Source organism: Streptomyces sp. NPDC001970, from assembly GCF_053594115.1.
The window spans coordinates 58,041-72,808 of the sequence record NZ_JBSFDW010000014.1 but is presented as its reverse complement, the minus strand read 5'-3'; the positions used below and the strand labels follow the sequence as shown (position 1 = coordinate 72,808).

Here is a 14,768-nt window from a genome sequence, read left to right as displayed (position 1 = left end):
ACAGGCGATGTTCGACACTGTTCTGGTCGCCAACCGCGGCGAGATCGCGGTGCGCGTCATCCGCACACTCCGGGCCATGGGGGTGCGTTCGGTCGCCGTCTTCAGCGACGCGGACGCGGACGCCCGGCACGTCAGGGAGGCGGACACGGCGGTGCGGCTGGGCCCGCCGCCGGCGGCGGAGAGCTATCTCTCGGTGGAGCGGCTCCTTGACGCGGCCCGGCGCAGCGGCGCACAGGCGATCCACCCCGGCTACGGCTTCCTCGCGGAGAACGCACGGTTCGCACGGGCCTGCGCGGACGCCGGCCTGGTCTTCATCGGGCCGCCCGCCGAGGCGATCTCCCTGATGGGAGACAAGATCCAGGCCAAGGAGACGGTGCGGGCAGCCGGGGTTCCGGTGGTGCCCGGCTCCTCCGGGTCCGGGCTGACCGACGATCAGCTGGCCGACGCGGCCCGCGAGATCGGCATGCCGGTGCTGCTGAAGCCCTCGGCGGGCGGCGGCGGCAAGGGCATGCGCCTCACGCGCGTCGAGTCGGCGCTGCTGGAGGAGATCGCGGCGGCGCGGCGCGAGGCGCGGGCGTCGTTCGGTGACGACACGCTGCTCGTGGAGCGCTGGGTCGACCGCCCCCGGCACATCGAGATCCAGGTCCTCGCGGACGGGCACGGCAATGTGGTGCACCTCGGCGAGCGCGAGTGCTCGCTGCAGCGCCGGCACCAGAAGATCATCGAGGAGGCGCCCTCGGTCCTTCTCGACGAGAAGACCCGGGCGGCGATGGGCGAGGCGGCGGTCCAGGCCGCACGGTCCTGCGGGTACCGGGGCGCGGGCACAGTGGAGTTCATCGTCCCGGGCGGGGACCCTTCCTCGTACTACTTCATGGAGATGAACACCCGCCTCCAGGTCGAGCACCCGGTGACCGAACTGATCACCGGCATCGACCTGGTGGAGTGGCAGCTCCGGGTGGCCGCCGGCGAGCGGCTCCCCTTCACGCAGGAGGACATCAGCCTCACCGGCCACGCGATCGAGGCCCGTATCTGCGCGGAGACTGTGTCCATCAAGGAGGGCTCCCGCGGCTTCCTTCCCTCGGGCGGCACGGTCCTCGCCCTCCGCGAGCCGCAGGGCGACGGCATCCGCACGGACTCGGGCCTCAGCGAGGGCACTGAGGTCTCCAGCCTGTACGACCCGATGCTGTCGAAGGTCATCGCGTACGGCCCCGACCGCCCGACCGCCCTGCGCAAGCTGCGGGCGGCCCTCGCGGACACGGTCACCCTCGGCGTCCCGACCAACGCGGGCTTCCTCCGCCGGCTGCTGGCCCACCCCGCAGTCGTGTCCGGCGAACTGGACACGGGCCTGGTGGAGCGCGAGGTGGACGGGCTGGTGCCGGACGGCGTGCCGGACGAGGTGTACGAGGCGGCGGCCCTGCTGCGCCGGCCGGCCCCGTCCGCGGGCCCGGACGGCTGGGTCGACCCTTTCTCGGTCCCGTCCGGCTGGCGCCTGGGCGGCGAACCGGCCCCGACGGTCCGCCACTTCCGCGTGCCCGGCCACGACCCGTTGACGGTCCGGGTGCCCGACATGCCTGCCGGAGGCACCTCCCAGGCGCAGCTCCAGGGGGGCTCGAGGACGGACACACGCGCCGCCGGCTCGGAGAAGATCGGCACCGTCACCGTCGAGGTCGACGGCGTCACCCACACCTTCACCTGCGCCGCCACCCCCGGAGGGACCTGGCTCGGCAGGGACGGCGACTCCTGGCACGTCCTGGACCACGACCCCGTCGCGGCGAGTCTCAGCGGCGCCGCCCGGCAGGGCGCGGACACGCTCGCCGCGCCCATGCCCGGCACCGTCACGGTCGTCAAGGTGGCGGTCGGCGACGAGGTCATCGCAGGCCAGAGTCTGCTCGTCGTCGAGGCGATGAAGATGGAGCACGTCATCTCCGCCCCGCACGCCGGCACCGTCACCGAGCTGGACGTCACACCGGGGGCCACGGTCGCCATGGACCAGGTGCTCGCTGTCGTCGCCCCGCGCGAGGAGGGCGAGAAATGACCGCCGGACTGCCGATGGAGGTGCCCGTCGCGGACCTTCCGCCGCGGGTGCGGATCCATGAAGTGGGCCCGCGTGACGGGCTGCAGAACGAGAAGACATCCGTCCCGACGGACGTGAAGGCGGAGTTCATCCACCGCCTGGCCGACGCCGGCCTGACGACCATCGAGGCGACCAGTTTCGTGCACCCGAAGTGGGTGCCTCAACTGGCCGATGCCGAGGAGCTGTTCCCGCGGCTCGCCGGCATCGAGGGCGTCACCTTCCCCGTCCTCGTACCGAACGAACGCGGGCTCGACCGCGCCGTCGCCCTCGGCGCACGCCGGATCGCCGTCTTCGGGTCCGCGACGGAGACTTTCGCCGCCCGGAACCTCAACCGGACGATCGACGAGTCGCTCACGATGTTCGAGCCGGTCGTCGCCCGCGCCAAGGCCGACAAGGTGCACGTCCGCGGGTATCTCTCGATGTGCTTCGGCGACCCCTGGGAGGGCAGGGTGCCCGTCCACCAGGTCGTCCGCGTCGCCAAGCGGCTCATGGACCTGGGCTGCGACGAGCTGAGCCTCGGCGACACGATCGGGGTCGCCACGCCCGGCCATGTCCTCACCCTGCTCGCCCAGCTCAACGAGGAGGGCGTGCCCACCAGCGCCATCGGGGTGCACTTCCACGACACGTACGGCCAGGCACTGGCCAACACCTTTGCGGCGCTGGAGCACGGCGTCACGACCGTGGACGCGTCCGCGGGCGGCCTCGGCGGCTGCCCGTACGCGAAGAGCGCCACCGGGAACCTCGCCACCGAAGACCTCGTGTGGATGCTCAACGGCCTCGGCATCGAAACCGGGGTCGATCTCGGCCGGCTCACCGCCACCAGCGTGTGGATGGCCGAGCGGCTGGGCCGTCCCAGCCCTTCCCGCACCGTTCGTGCCCTCGCGGGCACGGCCTCCCACAAGGAGTCCTAGTCATGTCGCTCGACCACCGCCTCGCTCCCGAGCACGAGGAACTGCGCCGCACCGTCGAGGAGTTCGCCCACGACGTCGTCGCCCCGAAGATCGGCGACTTCTACGAGCGGCACGAGTTCCCTTACGAGATCGTCCGCGAGATGGGCCGCATGGGCCTGTTCGGCCTGCCCTTCCCCGAGGAGTACGGCGGCATGGGCGGCGACTACCTCGCCCTCGGCATCGCCCTGGAGGAGCTGGCCCGCGTCGACTCGTCCGTCGCGATCACGCTGGAGGCGGGCGTCTCTCTCGGCGCCATGCCGGTCTACCGATTCGGCACGGAGGAGCAGAAGCGCGAGTGGCTGCCCCGGTTGTGCTCCGGTGAGATCCTCGGCGCCTTCGGGCTGACCGAGCCCGAGGCCGGTTCGGACGCGGGCGGCACGAAGACCACCGCCGTGCGCGACGAGGCGACCGGAGAGTGGGTGATCAACGGTTCCAAGTGCTTCATCACCAACTCCGGCACGGACATCACGGGCCTGGTCACGGTCACCGCGGTCACCGGCCGCAAGGCCGACGGCCGCCCGGAGATCTCCTCGATCATCGTCCCCTCCGGCACCCCCGGCTTCACCGTCGCCGCGCCCTACTCCAAGGTGGGGTGGAACGCGTCGGACACGCGTGAGCTGTCGTTCTCCGACGTCCGGGTCCCGCCGGCGAACCTGTTGGGCGAGGAGGGCCGCGGGTACGCCCAGTTCCTGCGCATCCTCGACGAAGGCCGGATCGCCATCGCGGCGCTCGCGACGGGCCTCGCCCAGGGCTGTGTGGACGAGTCCGTGAAGTACGCCAAGGAGCGGCACGCCTTCGGCCGCCCGATCGGCGACAACCAGGCCATCCAGTTCAAGATCGCGGACATGGAGATGCGCGCCCACATGGCCCGTATCGGCTGGCGTGACGCGGCCTCACGACTGGTGCTCGGCGAGCCGTTCAAGAAGGAAGCCGCGCTCGCGAAGCTCTACTCCTCGACGGTCGCCGTCGACAACGCCCGTGAGGCCACCCAGATCCACGGCGGGTACGGCTTCATGAACGAGTACCCGGTCGCCAGGATGTGGCGGGACTCCAAGATCCTGGAGATCGGCGAGGGCACGAGCGAGGTCCAGCGCATGCTGATCGCGCGGGAGCTGGGGATCGCGGGCTGACGCGCCCCGCCGGCGTGCACCGCGCCCTCATCCCCGCTCGCGGGAATCCGCGTGCACCACGCCCTTCGACAGCGGTCCGATCCTGCTGATCGGAGGGCCGCCGAGGAGTTCCGCGCCCATCGGGGTGAGGGTGTGCAGGACCGCGCCCCCCAGCCGTCGGGAGGCGATCAGCCCCGCCTCCCGCAGCACGGCCGTGTGGTGGCTCACGGTGGCGGGGCTGATGCCGGCCCTCCGGGACAGCTCGGTGGTGCTCAGCCCGTCGGCGACGGCTTCCAGCACCGCGGCCCTCGCCCGGCCGAGCAGCGCGGCGAGCGCGCGATGGGGCGAGCCGCCACCGCTGCCCCGCCCGCGGTCCTCGCCTCCGTACGCGGAGGGTGCCGGCCAGCGCGGATCGTGGGTGAGGGGATGGACGAGCACGGGTGGCAGCGTCCGGTCCCTGAGCACGATCGGCCCGGGCCAGCAGAAGAACGAGGGGACGATCCGCAGGCCGCGTCCGTTCAGGTGCAGATCGCCGTCGAGGTGGGGGCCGCCGACCTCCAGGACCGGCGGCATCCACCGGATCGAGGGGTGCAGGCCCTGTGCCATGGCCGCGAACCCGCTCTGCAGCAGGACCCTGACGGCGGTGGACCGCTCTTCCTCGAACTGCGCCCGGATGTGGGTCCAGTACGGGGCCACGTGGAGCTCGTGATGCCGCCGCACCAACCCGGCCGTCCCGCGCAGCGCCTGGGGGTCGCCATCCGCCAACGGCCGCACCCAGCCCGGTAATCAGCGCGCGAGGGCAAGTTCCGTCAGGTCGGTGCGGAGCCGGGCCCGTGGCGTGGACAGCAGAGCGTCGATCCCCGCCTCAAGGCCAAGGGCCCCCTCGGCAGGGGTGAGAAAGTCAGCCGAGTAGCCCACCGGCGGGGCCAGCGTCCGCAGTCGGAGCAGCGCCGGCTCGACCGGACGCCCCGCGGCCGCACGCCGCCAACTCCCGAAGACCAGCGGCCCGTCGCGGTTCTGCAGCAGATGCAGGCTGAGCAACGCTTCCCAGAGGGGGTCCGGCGCGTCCGCCAGTACCACCCGGGTCAGGTCCTCGTACGTGAAGTGGATCCGCAGTCCCATGGTCGTCCCCCGTGTCCCCCGTTCCGTCCTGTCTCACGCGGGCGGCCCGGCAGCGGTTCCATGCCCCCCTCTGGACATCACGTGAGGTTAGGCTAACCTACCTTCGAACTTGCCCAGTGGCCGAAACCCGGCACGTACGAAAGCGACTCCGCCATGCCCCACGCCCGAGCCACCCATCTCACCCGACGCGGCCTGCTGGCCGCCGGAGGCGCCCTCGGGCTCGGCGCCGCGCTCACCGCCTGCGGTGGCGAGAAGAAGAGCGACTCGGCCGCCGACGCGAAGTCCGGCCCCTGGGAGTTCAAGGACGACCGCGGCCAGACGGCCAAGACCAAGGCGACCCCGAAGAACATCGTCGCCTTCAGCGGCGCGGCCGCCGCCCTCCACGACTTCGGCATCGAGGTCAAGGGCGTCTTCGGCCCGACGTACGTCGAGGACAAGGCGAAGGGCACGAAGGTCCCCGACGTCCAGGCGGGCGACCTCGACATCAACAAGGTCAAGGTTCTCGGCAATGTCTGGGGCGAGTTCAACGTCGAGGAGTACGCGGCGCTCGCCCCGGACGTCCTGATCACCGACATGTGGGAGAAGGACGCCCTCTGGTACGTGCCGGACCAGTCCAAGGACAAGATCCTCAAGCTGGCCCCGTCCGTCGCCCTGTGGGCCTCCGACTACTCGATGCCCAAGGTGCTCCAGCGCCACGTCGACCTGGCGAAGTCGCTGGGCGCCGACGTCACGGCCAAGAAGGTCACGGACGCCAAGGCCGCCTTCGAGAAGGCGGCGGCCCGGCTGCGCGCCGCCGCGAAGGCCAAGCCCGAGATCACGGTGCTCATCGGCTCCGCGAGCGCCGACCTCTTCTACGTGTCCACCCCGGGACGGCCGACCGACACGCTCTACTTCAAGGAGCTCGGCGTCAACTTCGTGACGCCCACCAAGCTCGACGCCGGCGGCTGGTTCGAGGGCCTCAGCTGGGAGAACGTCGACAAGTACAAGGCCGACATCATCATGATGGACAACCGCGCCTCGGCGATTCAGCCCGACGCCCTGAAGGCCAAGCCGACCTGGGCCCAGCTGCCCGCCGTCAAGGCCGGCCAGGTCATCCCGCGTGTCACCGAGCCGATCTACTCGTACGAGAAGTGCACGCCGATCCTCGAGGATCTCGCGAAGGCCATCGAGAACGCGAAGAAGGTCGCCTGACGATGTCGACAGCCGTAGCCGCCCCGTTCCGTTTCTTCCCTCTTCAGGTCGTACGGACGAGGCGGCTCGGCCCGTCGTTGATCCGTGTCACCTTCGGAGGGGAAGCCCTCGCGGACTTCGCCTCCGGTGGCCGTGACCAGTCCCTCTCGCTCTTCCTGCCGCACCCCGGCCAGGACGCGCCCGTCGTGCCGGTTCCCGAGGACGGGGACATGTACGCCGCGCTCGGCGCCTGGCGTGCGCTGCCGGACGGCGTACGGGCCGTGATGCGCTCGTACACCGTGCGGGAGCAGCGCCCCGACGCCGGTGAACACGGCGAGATCGACATCGACTTCGCCGTCCACGAGGACGGCGGGCCTGCCTGCCGCTGGGCGCAGAGAGCTGCCGCCGGTGACCGTGTGACCGTGCTCGGCCCCGCGGTCGCCGACAACACCGCCGTACGCTTCCGGCTCCCCGACGACGCCGACTCGGTGCTGATCTGGGCCGACGAGACGGCGCTGCCCGCCGCCGCGGCCGTCCTGGAGTGGCTGCCCTCAGGAATCCGCGCCCAAGTCTGGCTCGAAGTCCCTTGTGCCGCCGACCGGTTGGATCTCACGACCGCCGCCGACGCCACCGTCACCTGGCTGGTGCGGGCGGAAGGAGCGCCGTCCGCCGTCGAGGCCGTGCGCGCCGCCGGGTTCGCCGGCTCGGACCCGTACGCCTGGATCGCGGGCGAGTCCGGTTCGGTCAAGGCGCTGCGCCGCCATCTGGTGAACGAGCGCCAACTCGACCGCCGCCGCGTCACGTTCGTCGGCTACTGGCGCAAGGGCCTCAGCGAGGACGCCCTGCGCGAAGTCCCGGACGACGAAGCCTGATCCGCGTATCCCCTGACTGCGCAGCTCCGTGGCTCTGCCCGACGGAGCTGCACAGTCGTACCGGCCCGTGCGGCCGACGCGCGGCCGCGCGCCGAGTGTGACCCGAGTCGCTGCGCTTCTGGGACGGAAAGGACCTGAAGGGGTCGGCAAGGACCTCGAACTTAGGTTAGGCTTACCTAAGTTCGAGTCGCCCCTCTGCCTCCATTCCTGTCCCCGGGGGCGACCACGTCCCCGCACCGGGAGGACCCCCACCATGCGCTCGCACCTGCTCAACGACACAACGGCGGAGCGTTACCGGCGCTCCGTGACCGAAGGAGTCGAGCGGGTGGCGAACAAACTCGCCACGACCCGGCGGCCGTTCACCGGAGTCACCCCCGACGAGCTCGCCCCGGCGATCGCCGCCGTCGACCTGGACCAGCCGCTCGGCGACACCACCGCCGCGCTCGACGAGCTGGAGCAGGTCTATCTGCGCGACGCGGTCTACTTCCACCACCCCCGCTACCTCGGCCACCTCAACTGCCCGGTCGTCATCCCCGCCCTCCTCGGCGAGGCGATCCTGTCCGCCGTCAACTCCTCGCTCGACACCTGGGACCAGAGCACCGGCGGCACCCTGATCGAGCGCCGACTCATCGACTGGACGGCGGGCCGCATCGGCCTCGGCCCCGCCGCCGACGGCGTGTTCACCAGCGGCGGTACGCAGTCCAACCTCCAGGCACTGCTGCTGGCCCGCGAAGAGGCCAAGCCCGCCGACATGACCGCCCTGTCGAAGCTGCGCATCTTCTCCTCCGAGTGCAGCCACTTCAGCGTCCAGAAGTCCGCGACCCTCCTCGGCCTCGGCCGCGACGCCGTCGTCTCCGTCCCGGTCGACCGGGACAGGCGCCTCCAGACCGTGGCCCTCGCCGCCGAGCTGGAGAAGTGCAAGCAGAACGGACTCGTCCCGATGGCCGTCGTCGCCACCGCCGGCACCACCGACTTCGGATCCGTCGATCCGCTCCCCGAGATCGCCGACCTGTGCACGCTGTACGGCACCTGGATGCACGTCGACGCCGCCTACGGTTGCGGACTGCTCGCCTCCCCCACCCGCCGCCACCTCCTGGACGGCATCGAGCGCGCCGACTCGGTCACCGTCGACTACCACAAGTCCTTCTTCCAGCCGGTGAGTTCCTCCGCCCTACTGGTACGGGACGGGGCCACCCTGCGCCACGCCACGTACCACGCGGACTACCTCAACCCGCGCCGCACGGTCGAGGAGAAGATCCCCAACCAGGTCGACAAGTCCCTCCAGACCACCCGCCGCTTCGACGCCCTCAAGCTGTGGATGACGCTGCGCGTCATGGGTGCCGACGGTGTCGGCCGGCTCTTCGACGAGGTCTGCGACCTGGCGGCGGAGGGCTGGCAGCTGCTCGCCGGCGACCCGCGCTACGACGTCGTCGTCGAACCCCGGCTGTCCACGCTGGTCTTCCGCTACAACCCTGCGCGCGTCACCGCCCCGGCCGAGATCGACCGCGCCAACCTCTACGCCCGCAAGGCCCTGTTCGCCACCGGCGAGGCCGTCGTCGCCGGGACCAAGGTCGACGGCCGCCAGTACCTGAAATTCACCCTGCTGAACCCCGAGACGACCGTGCACGACATCGCCGCCGTCCTCGATCTGATAGCCGGCCACGCCGAGCAGTACCTGGGAGAGACCCTTGTCCACGCCTCTTGATTTCATCGGGATCGGTCTCGGTCCGTTCAACCTCGGCCTCGCCTGCCTGACCGAGCCCATAGACGAGCTGAACGGATTGTTCCTGGAGTCCAAGCCGGACTTCGAATGGCACTCGGGGATGTTCCTCGAAGGCGCCCACCTCCAGACGCCGTTCATGTCGGACCTGGTCACCCTCGCCGACCCGACCTCCCCGTACTCCTTCCTCAACTACCTCAAGGAGAAGGGCCGGCTCTACTCCTTCTACATCCGCGAGAACTTCTATCCGCTGCGGACCGAGTACAACGACTACTGCCGCTGGGCCGCCGCCGAACTGAGCAGCATCCGCTTCAGCACGACGGTGACGAAGGTCGCGTACGAGACCGGGAGCGAGCTGTACGTCGTCCACACCGCCGACGGCGAGACCTTCCGCGCGCGCCGGCTCGTCCTGGGCACCGGCACCCCGCCGTACATCCCGGACGCCTGCCAGGGCCTCGGCGGCGACTTCCTCCACAACTCGCGCTACCTCCAGTCCAAGGAGGAGCTGCAGAAGAAGCGGTCCATCACCCTCGTCGGCAGCGGCCAGAGCGCCGCGGAGATCTACTACGACCTGCTCGCCGAGATCGACGTCCTCGGCTACCAGCTCAACTGGGTGACCCGCTCCCCGCGGTTCTTCCCGCTCGAGTACACCAAGCTGACGCTGGAGATGACGTCCCCCGAGTACATCGACTACTTCCACGCGCTGCCGGAGGCCACCCGCTACCGGCTGGAGACGCAGCAGAAGGGCCTGTTCAAGGGCATCGACGGGGAACTGATCAACGAGATCTTCGACCTGCTCTACCAGAAGAACCTGAAAGGCCCGGTCCCGACCCGGCTGCTCACCAACTCGGCTCTGCACACCGCCTCGTACGAGCCCGCGACCGGGACGTACACGCTGGGCCTGCGCCAGGAGGAGCAGGGCAAGGACTTCGAGATCAGCACCGAGGGCCTGATCCTCGCCACCGGCTACACGTACGCGACCCCCGAGTTCCTGGAGCCCGTGCGCGACCGCATCCGCTGGGACGGTCACGGCCGCTTCGACGTCGCCCGCAACTACTCCGTCGACACCACAGGACGCGGCATCTTCCTGCAGAACGCGAGCGTGCACACGCACTCGATCACTTCGCCCGACCTGGGCATGGGCGCGTACCGCAACGCGTCCATCATCCGCGAGCTGCTCGGCAGCGAGTACTACCCCGTAGAGAAGACCATCGCGTTCCAGGAGTTCGCCGTATGAGCGCCATCGCCCCCGCCCTGGGGACATTCACCTTCCGGCCCCTCGACCCTTCCCCTACCTCCGGTGGGGAGACCCCGAGCGACGCCGAGCTGCTGCACGGCTGGGTCACCCACCCCAAGGCCGCGTTCTGGATGATGCAGGACGCCAAACTCCACGACGTGGAGCGCGAGTACATGGCCATCGCGGCCGCCGAGCACCATCACGCCTTCCTCGGCCTGCACGACGGGGAGCCGGCCTTCCTGATGGAGCGGTACGACCCGTCGAAGGTCGAGCTGGTCGGCCTGTACGAGCCCCTGCCGGGCGACGTCGGCATGCACTTCCTCGTCGCTCCGACGGACACCCCGGTGCACGGCTTCACGCGTGCCGTGATCATCGCGGTGATGCGTGAGCTGTTCGCGGACCCGGCGACCCGGCGCGTCGTCGTCGAGCCGGACGTGTCGAACAAGGCCGTCCACGCGCTGAACGAGTCAGTCGGCTTCGTACCCGAACGGGAGATACAGAAGCCCGAGAAGAAGGCCCTGCTGAGCTTCTGCACGCGCGAGCAGTTCGAGGCCGCCGTACGGGAGGAGGCCCGGTGACCACCGCGATCGACAGCGTCTCCCATCTCACGCCCGAGCTGTGGGCCGAGGCCAACCGTCAGCTGATCCGCAAAGGCATCGCCGAGTTCTCGCACGAGCGGCTGATCACCCCGAAGGCGCTCGGTGGGGGCTCTCCCCCTGGCTCTTCCCCCGGAGCTCACGCCTGGGGGCGCCCCCAGGGGACCCCCACCCAGGCCGGAGGCTCTGGGGGAGACCGCTACGCGGTGCTCAGCGACGACGGCAGGACCGAGTACCGCTTCACGGCCGTCCGGCTCGCCCTCGACCACTGGCAGGTCGTCGCCGAGTCCCTCACCCGCCACCGGGACGGCGGCGAGCTCCCCCTGGACGCCCTGGAGTTCTGCACCGAACTGCGCGGCGCGCTGGGCCTGTCCGACGAGATCCTGCCGGTCTATCTGGAGGAGATCTCCTCCACCCTGTCCGGCACGGCCTACAAGCTCACCAAGCCCGAGGTGTCCGCGGCCGATCTGGCCCGCGCCTCCTTCCAGGCGATCGAGACCGGGATGACCGAGGGCCACCCCTGCTTCGTCGCCAACAACGGACGGCTGGGCTTCGGTGTGCACGAGTACCACCGGTACGCCCCCGAGGCCGCGGCCCCGGTCCGGCTGCTGTGGGTCGCCGCGCACCGCTCCCGCGCGACCTTCACCTCCTGCGCGGACCTCGGCTACGAGAACCTGGTGCGCGCCGAGCTGGGCCAGGAGACGCTCGACCGCTTCGACGCCCGGCTGCGCGGGCTCGGCCTGGACCCGGACGCGTATCTGCTGATGCCGGTCCACCCCTGGCAGTGGTGGAACAAGCTGTCCGTCACCTTCGCCGCCGAGATCGCCCAGCAGCGCCTGGTGCCGCTCGGCGAGGGCGACGACGAATATCTGGCCCAGCAGTCGATCCGTACCTTCTTCAACACGAGCGACCCGGCCAAGCACTACGTCAAGACGGCGATGTCCGTCATCAACATGGGCTTCATGCGGGGCCTGTCCGCCGCGTACATGGAGGCGACGCCCGCCATCAACGACTGGCTGGCCGCGCTGATCGCGAGCGACGACGTGCTGAAGGCGGCCCGGTTCTCGATCATCCGCGAGCGGGCGGCGGTCGGCTACCGGCACCTCGAGTACGAGGCCGCCACGGACCGATTCTCCCCGTATCGCAAAATGCTCGCCGCGCTCTGGCGCGAGAGCCCGGTGTCCACGCTGGAGCACGGTGAGCGGCTCGCGACGATGGCCTCGCTGCTCCATGTCGACCGCGCCGGGAAGTCGTTCGCGGGCGCGCTGATCGCGGAGTCGGGTCTGGCGCCCGAGGTGTGGCTGCGGCGCTACCTCGACGCGTATCTGCTGCCGGTGCTGCACTCCTTCTACGCGTACGACCTCGTCTACATGCCGCACGGCGAGAACGTCGTCCTCGTCATCGGCGACGACGGGACCGTGCGGCGGGCGATCTTCAAGGACATCGCCGAGGAGATCTGCGTGATGGACCCGGACGCGGTCCTTCCGCCGGCGGTGGAGCGGGTCCGCGCCGAGGTCCCCGAGCACATGAAGCTGCTGTCGATCTTCACCGATGTCTTCGACTGCTTCTTCCGCTTCCTCGGCGCCACGCTGGCGACGGAGGGTGTCGTCGACGAGGAGACGTTCTGGCGGGCGGTCGCGGAGTGCGTGACGGCCTATCAGGAGTCGGCGCCGCATCTGGCGGACAAGTTCGCCCAGTACGACATGTTCGCGGACGAGTTCGAGCTGTCCTGCCTCAACCGGCTGCAGCTGCGCAACAACAAGCAGATGGTCGACCTCGCCGACCCTTCGGGCGCGCTCCAGCTGGTGGGCAGCCTGAAGAACCCGATAGCGCGCTTCGCGCGCTGAAACAGCGCGTCCCGCGCACCGAAGACAGGTCGGCGCCCGGGGTTACGGTCCCCCGGGCGCCGACGCCTGCGTCGGGGTGCCGCCGGCGATGTGAGGTGGAGGCCCTCCACCTCCGCCAGGGCGCCCCTCACTCAGCCGGCCACGGCACCTGCGGGGAGCGGTAGTAGTCGATGCCCAGCGCCGCGAAGCGAGGCCCCTGCGCCGCGAGCCGCACCTTGTACGCGTCCCAGTCGTGCGTCGACGCCGGGGACCAGCCGAGCTCCGCGACGCCGGGGAGCCTCGGGAAGGCCATGTACTCGATGTGGTCGCTGGTCGAGACGGTCTCCGACCAGAGCGGCGCCTCGACCCCGGCGATCGCCGACGGGGGCGCGCCGGGCAGATAGGCCCCCGGGTCCCAGTCGTACGCACGCTGCACCTCGACGTACCCGGCCCAGGCCAGGCCCAGCGGGGTGTCCTTGGTGTACTTCATGTCGAGGTAGATCCGGTCGGCGGGCGACAGGATCAGCCGGGTGCCGTTCCGCGCGGCGGCCGCGACCTGTTCCTTCTCGGCCGCGCCCGTGCCGTCCAGGCCCCAGTACTGGGCGACCGCGCCCTTTGCCGTCGTCGCCCCGGTCAGCTGGTGCCAGCCGACCACCGTCTTGCCGTACTTGGCGACGACGGCCTGTGCCTTGTCCATGAACGCCACGTAGTCGGCGTGGCTGGTGGAGTGGGCCTCGTCGCCGCCGATGTGCAGGTACCTGCCGGGGGTGAGCGCGGCGAGCTCGCGTACGACGTCGTCGACGAAGTCGTACGTGACGGCCTTCGACACACAGAGCGAGCTGAAGCCGACGCCGGTGCCGGTGTAGAGCGGCGGGGCGATCCCGTCGCAGTTCAGCTCGGCGTAGGAGGCGAGAGCGGCGTTGGTGTGGCCCGGCATGTCGATCTCCGGGATCACCTCGAGATGGCGGGACGCGGCGTAGGCCAGGATCTCCTTGTACTGGGCCTTGGTGTAGTGGCCGCCGGGGCCGCCGCCGACCTGGGTGGAGCCGCCGTAGGTCGCGAGCCGCGGCCAGGAGTCGATGGCGATCCGCCAGCCCTGGTCGTCGGAGAGATGCAGATGCAGCTTGTTGATCTTGTAGAGGGCGAGCTGGTCGATGTAGAGCTTGACCTGATCGACGGTGAAGAAGTGCCGGGAGACGTCGAGCATCGCGCCGCGGTGGCCGAAGCGCGGGGAGTCGGTGATGGTGCCGCCGGGAACCCGCCAGGGGCCTGCCTGCCGGGTGTCCTTCTCGACGGTGGCGGGCAGCAGCTGACGGAGCGTCTGGACGCCGTGGAAGAGGCCCGCCGGCGTGCGGGCGGTGATGGTGACCCCGCCGATGCCCGACTCCAGGCGGTAGCCCTCGTCACCGAGGCTCTTGTCGCGCGACCCGAGCGCCAGCCTGATTCCGCCGCGTCCGTGGTCGTCGTCGGTGACGGGCAGCGCGTACCCGGTGGAGGGCCGCAGCACGGCGGCCAGATACGCGCCGATGCGCCGCGCCTCGCGCGAGTCGTCGTCGACTCTGATGCGGGTCGCGGAGGTGAGGGCGTACGGAGCTCCGGAGGGCCTGACGGACGCGGGGGCGGGGACGACCTCGCCGAGCGGTCTGACGGCGGCGGGCGCGGTCTCGGGAGCCGCACCGGCGCCGCCCGGTACGGCTCCGACGCTGGAGATGCCGGCCGCCGCGACGAGAAGCAGCGAGCCGAGGAGCCGGGGAAATGTTCTGTGCTGTCTCACAGGCTGGGTCCCTTCCGAGGGCGTCACAACTGTGGTGCCGAGCAACCGAACGGTCACCATCCGTACCGCGCACCCCATGAGCGGTCAAGGTGTAGACCACTTCCGGTCCTTGGCGCGCCACCGGAACCGAAACCTCCGCCACCCCCGGTGCGACAATCACCGCCATGGCGACCCCGCCTCCCTGGGGACAACCCCCAGACCCCCGGCAATCACCACCACCCACGGAACCGAAACCTCCGCCACCCCCGGTGCGACAATCACCGCCATGGCGACCCCGCCTCCCTGGGGACAACCCCCAGACCCCCGGCAATCACCACC

The 14,768-nt window shown here is 70.4% G+C and carries 12 protein-coding genes; 9 read left to right on the top strand and 3 right to left on the bottom strand.

What is annotated here, in order from left to right:
- Nucleotides 1-7 precede the first annotated feature (7 nt).
- Genes ACWCP0_RS18865 through ACWCP0_RS18855 form a run of 3 tightly spaced genes read left to right on the top strand, consistent with a single transcriptional unit; the run spans nucleotide 8 to nucleotide 4,154 of the window.
- On the top strand, nucleotides 8-2,035 hold the full coding sequence (locus ACWCP0_RS18865) for an acetyl/propionyl/methylcrotonyl-CoA carboxylase subunit alpha (RefSeq protein WP_451079919.1): 2,028 nt from the start codon (nucleotides 8-10) through the stop codon (nucleotides 2,033-2,035).
- Nucleotides 2,032-2,985, top strand: a complete 954-nt coding sequence (locus tag ACWCP0_RS18860; RefSeq protein ID WP_451079918.1) for a hydroxymethylglutaryl-CoA lyase — start codon at nucleotides 2,032-2,034, stop codon at nucleotides 2,983-2,985. The genes ACWCP0_RS18865 and ACWCP0_RS18860 overlap by 4 nt, the downstream gene beginning before the upstream one ends.
- Before the next feature lie 2 nt (nucleotides 2,986-2,987).
- Nucleotides 2,988-4,154 (top strand): acyl-CoA dehydrogenase family protein, encoded by a 1,167-nt coding sequence (locus tag ACWCP0_RS18855; RefSeq protein WP_451079917.1) that lies wholly within the window; start codon nucleotides 2,988-2,990, stop codon nucleotides 4,152-4,154.
- Nucleotides 4,155-4,181: 27 nt separating this feature from the next.
- Here the strand turns inward: ACWCP0_RS18855 and ACWCP0_RS18850 are convergent, their stop codons facing one another.
- Both ACWCP0_RS18850 and ACWCP0_RS18845 read right to left on the bottom strand, forming a co-directional pair.
- Entirely contained in the window at nucleotides 4,182-4,898 is a 717-nt protein-coding gene (locus ACWCP0_RS18850; protein WP_451079916.1) for a helix-turn-helix domain-containing protein, read from the bottom strand.
- Between the two features lie 21 nt (nucleotides 4,899-4,919).
- Nucleotides 4,920-5,255, bottom strand: a complete 336-nt coding sequence (locus ACWCP0_RS18845) for a hypothetical protein (protein WP_451079915.1) — start codon at nucleotides 5,253-5,255, stop codon at nucleotides 4,920-4,922.
- Nucleotides 5,256-5,408: 153 nt separating this feature from the next.
- Between ACWCP0_RS18845 and ACWCP0_RS18840 the strand changes: the two genes are divergently transcribed.
- From ACWCP0_RS18840 to ACWCP0_RS18815, 6 genes are all read left to right on the top strand, one after another.
- The gene (locus ACWCP0_RS18840) at nucleotides 5,409-6,446 is read left to right on the top strand and encodes an ABC transporter substrate-binding protein (RefSeq protein ID WP_451079914.1); all 1,038 of its coding nucleotides are present in this window, start codon (nucleotides 5,409-5,411) and stop codon (nucleotides 6,444-6,446) included.
- A gap of 2 nt (nucleotides 6,447-6,448) precedes the next feature.
- Nucleotides 6,449-7,297: a siderophore-interacting protein gene (locus ACWCP0_RS18835; RefSeq protein ID WP_451079913.1), complete on the top strand. Its 849-nt coding sequence runs from the start codon at nucleotides 6,449-6,451 to the stop codon at nucleotides 7,295-7,297.
- A 253-nt stretch (nucleotides 7,298-7,550) separates the two neighbouring features.
- Nucleotides 7,551-9,002 (top strand): pyridoxal phosphate-dependent decarboxylase family protein, encoded by a 1,452-nt coding sequence (locus tag ACWCP0_RS18830; RefSeq protein ID WP_451079912.1) that lies wholly within the window; start codon nucleotides 7,551-7,553, stop codon nucleotides 9,000-9,002.
- On the top strand, nucleotides 8,986-10,254 hold the full coding sequence (locus tag ACWCP0_RS18825; protein ID WP_451079911.1) for a lysine N(6)-hydroxylase/L-ornithine N(5)-oxygenase family protein: 1,269 nt from the start codon (nucleotides 8,986-8,988) through the stop codon (nucleotides 10,252-10,254). The genes ACWCP0_RS18830 and ACWCP0_RS18825 overlap by 17 nt, the downstream gene beginning before the upstream one ends.
- Nucleotides 10,251-10,832 (top strand): GNAT family N-acetyltransferase, encoded by a 582-nt coding sequence (locus ACWCP0_RS18820; protein WP_451079910.1) that lies wholly within the window; start codon nucleotides 10,251-10,253, stop codon nucleotides 10,830-10,832. The genes ACWCP0_RS18825 and ACWCP0_RS18820 overlap by 4 nt, the downstream gene beginning before the upstream one ends.
- On the top strand, nucleotides 10,829-12,697 hold the full coding sequence (locus tag ACWCP0_RS18815; protein ID WP_451079909.1) for an IucA/IucC family protein: 1,869 nt from the start codon (nucleotides 10,829-10,831) through the stop codon (nucleotides 12,695-12,697). Before ACWCP0_RS18820 ends, ACWCP0_RS18815 begins: the two co-directional genes overlap by 4 nt.
- 127 nt (nucleotides 12,698-12,824) lie before the next feature.
- On the opposite strand, the gene ACWCP0_RS18810 is transcribed toward ACWCP0_RS18815, so the two are convergent.
- Nucleotides 12,825-14,450: a beta-N-acetylhexosaminidase gene (locus ACWCP0_RS18810; RefSeq protein WP_451079908.1), complete on the bottom strand. Its 1,626-nt coding sequence runs from the start codon at nucleotides 14,448-14,450 to the stop codon at nucleotides 12,825-12,827.
- Nucleotides 14,451-14,768: the final 318 nt, after the last annotated feature.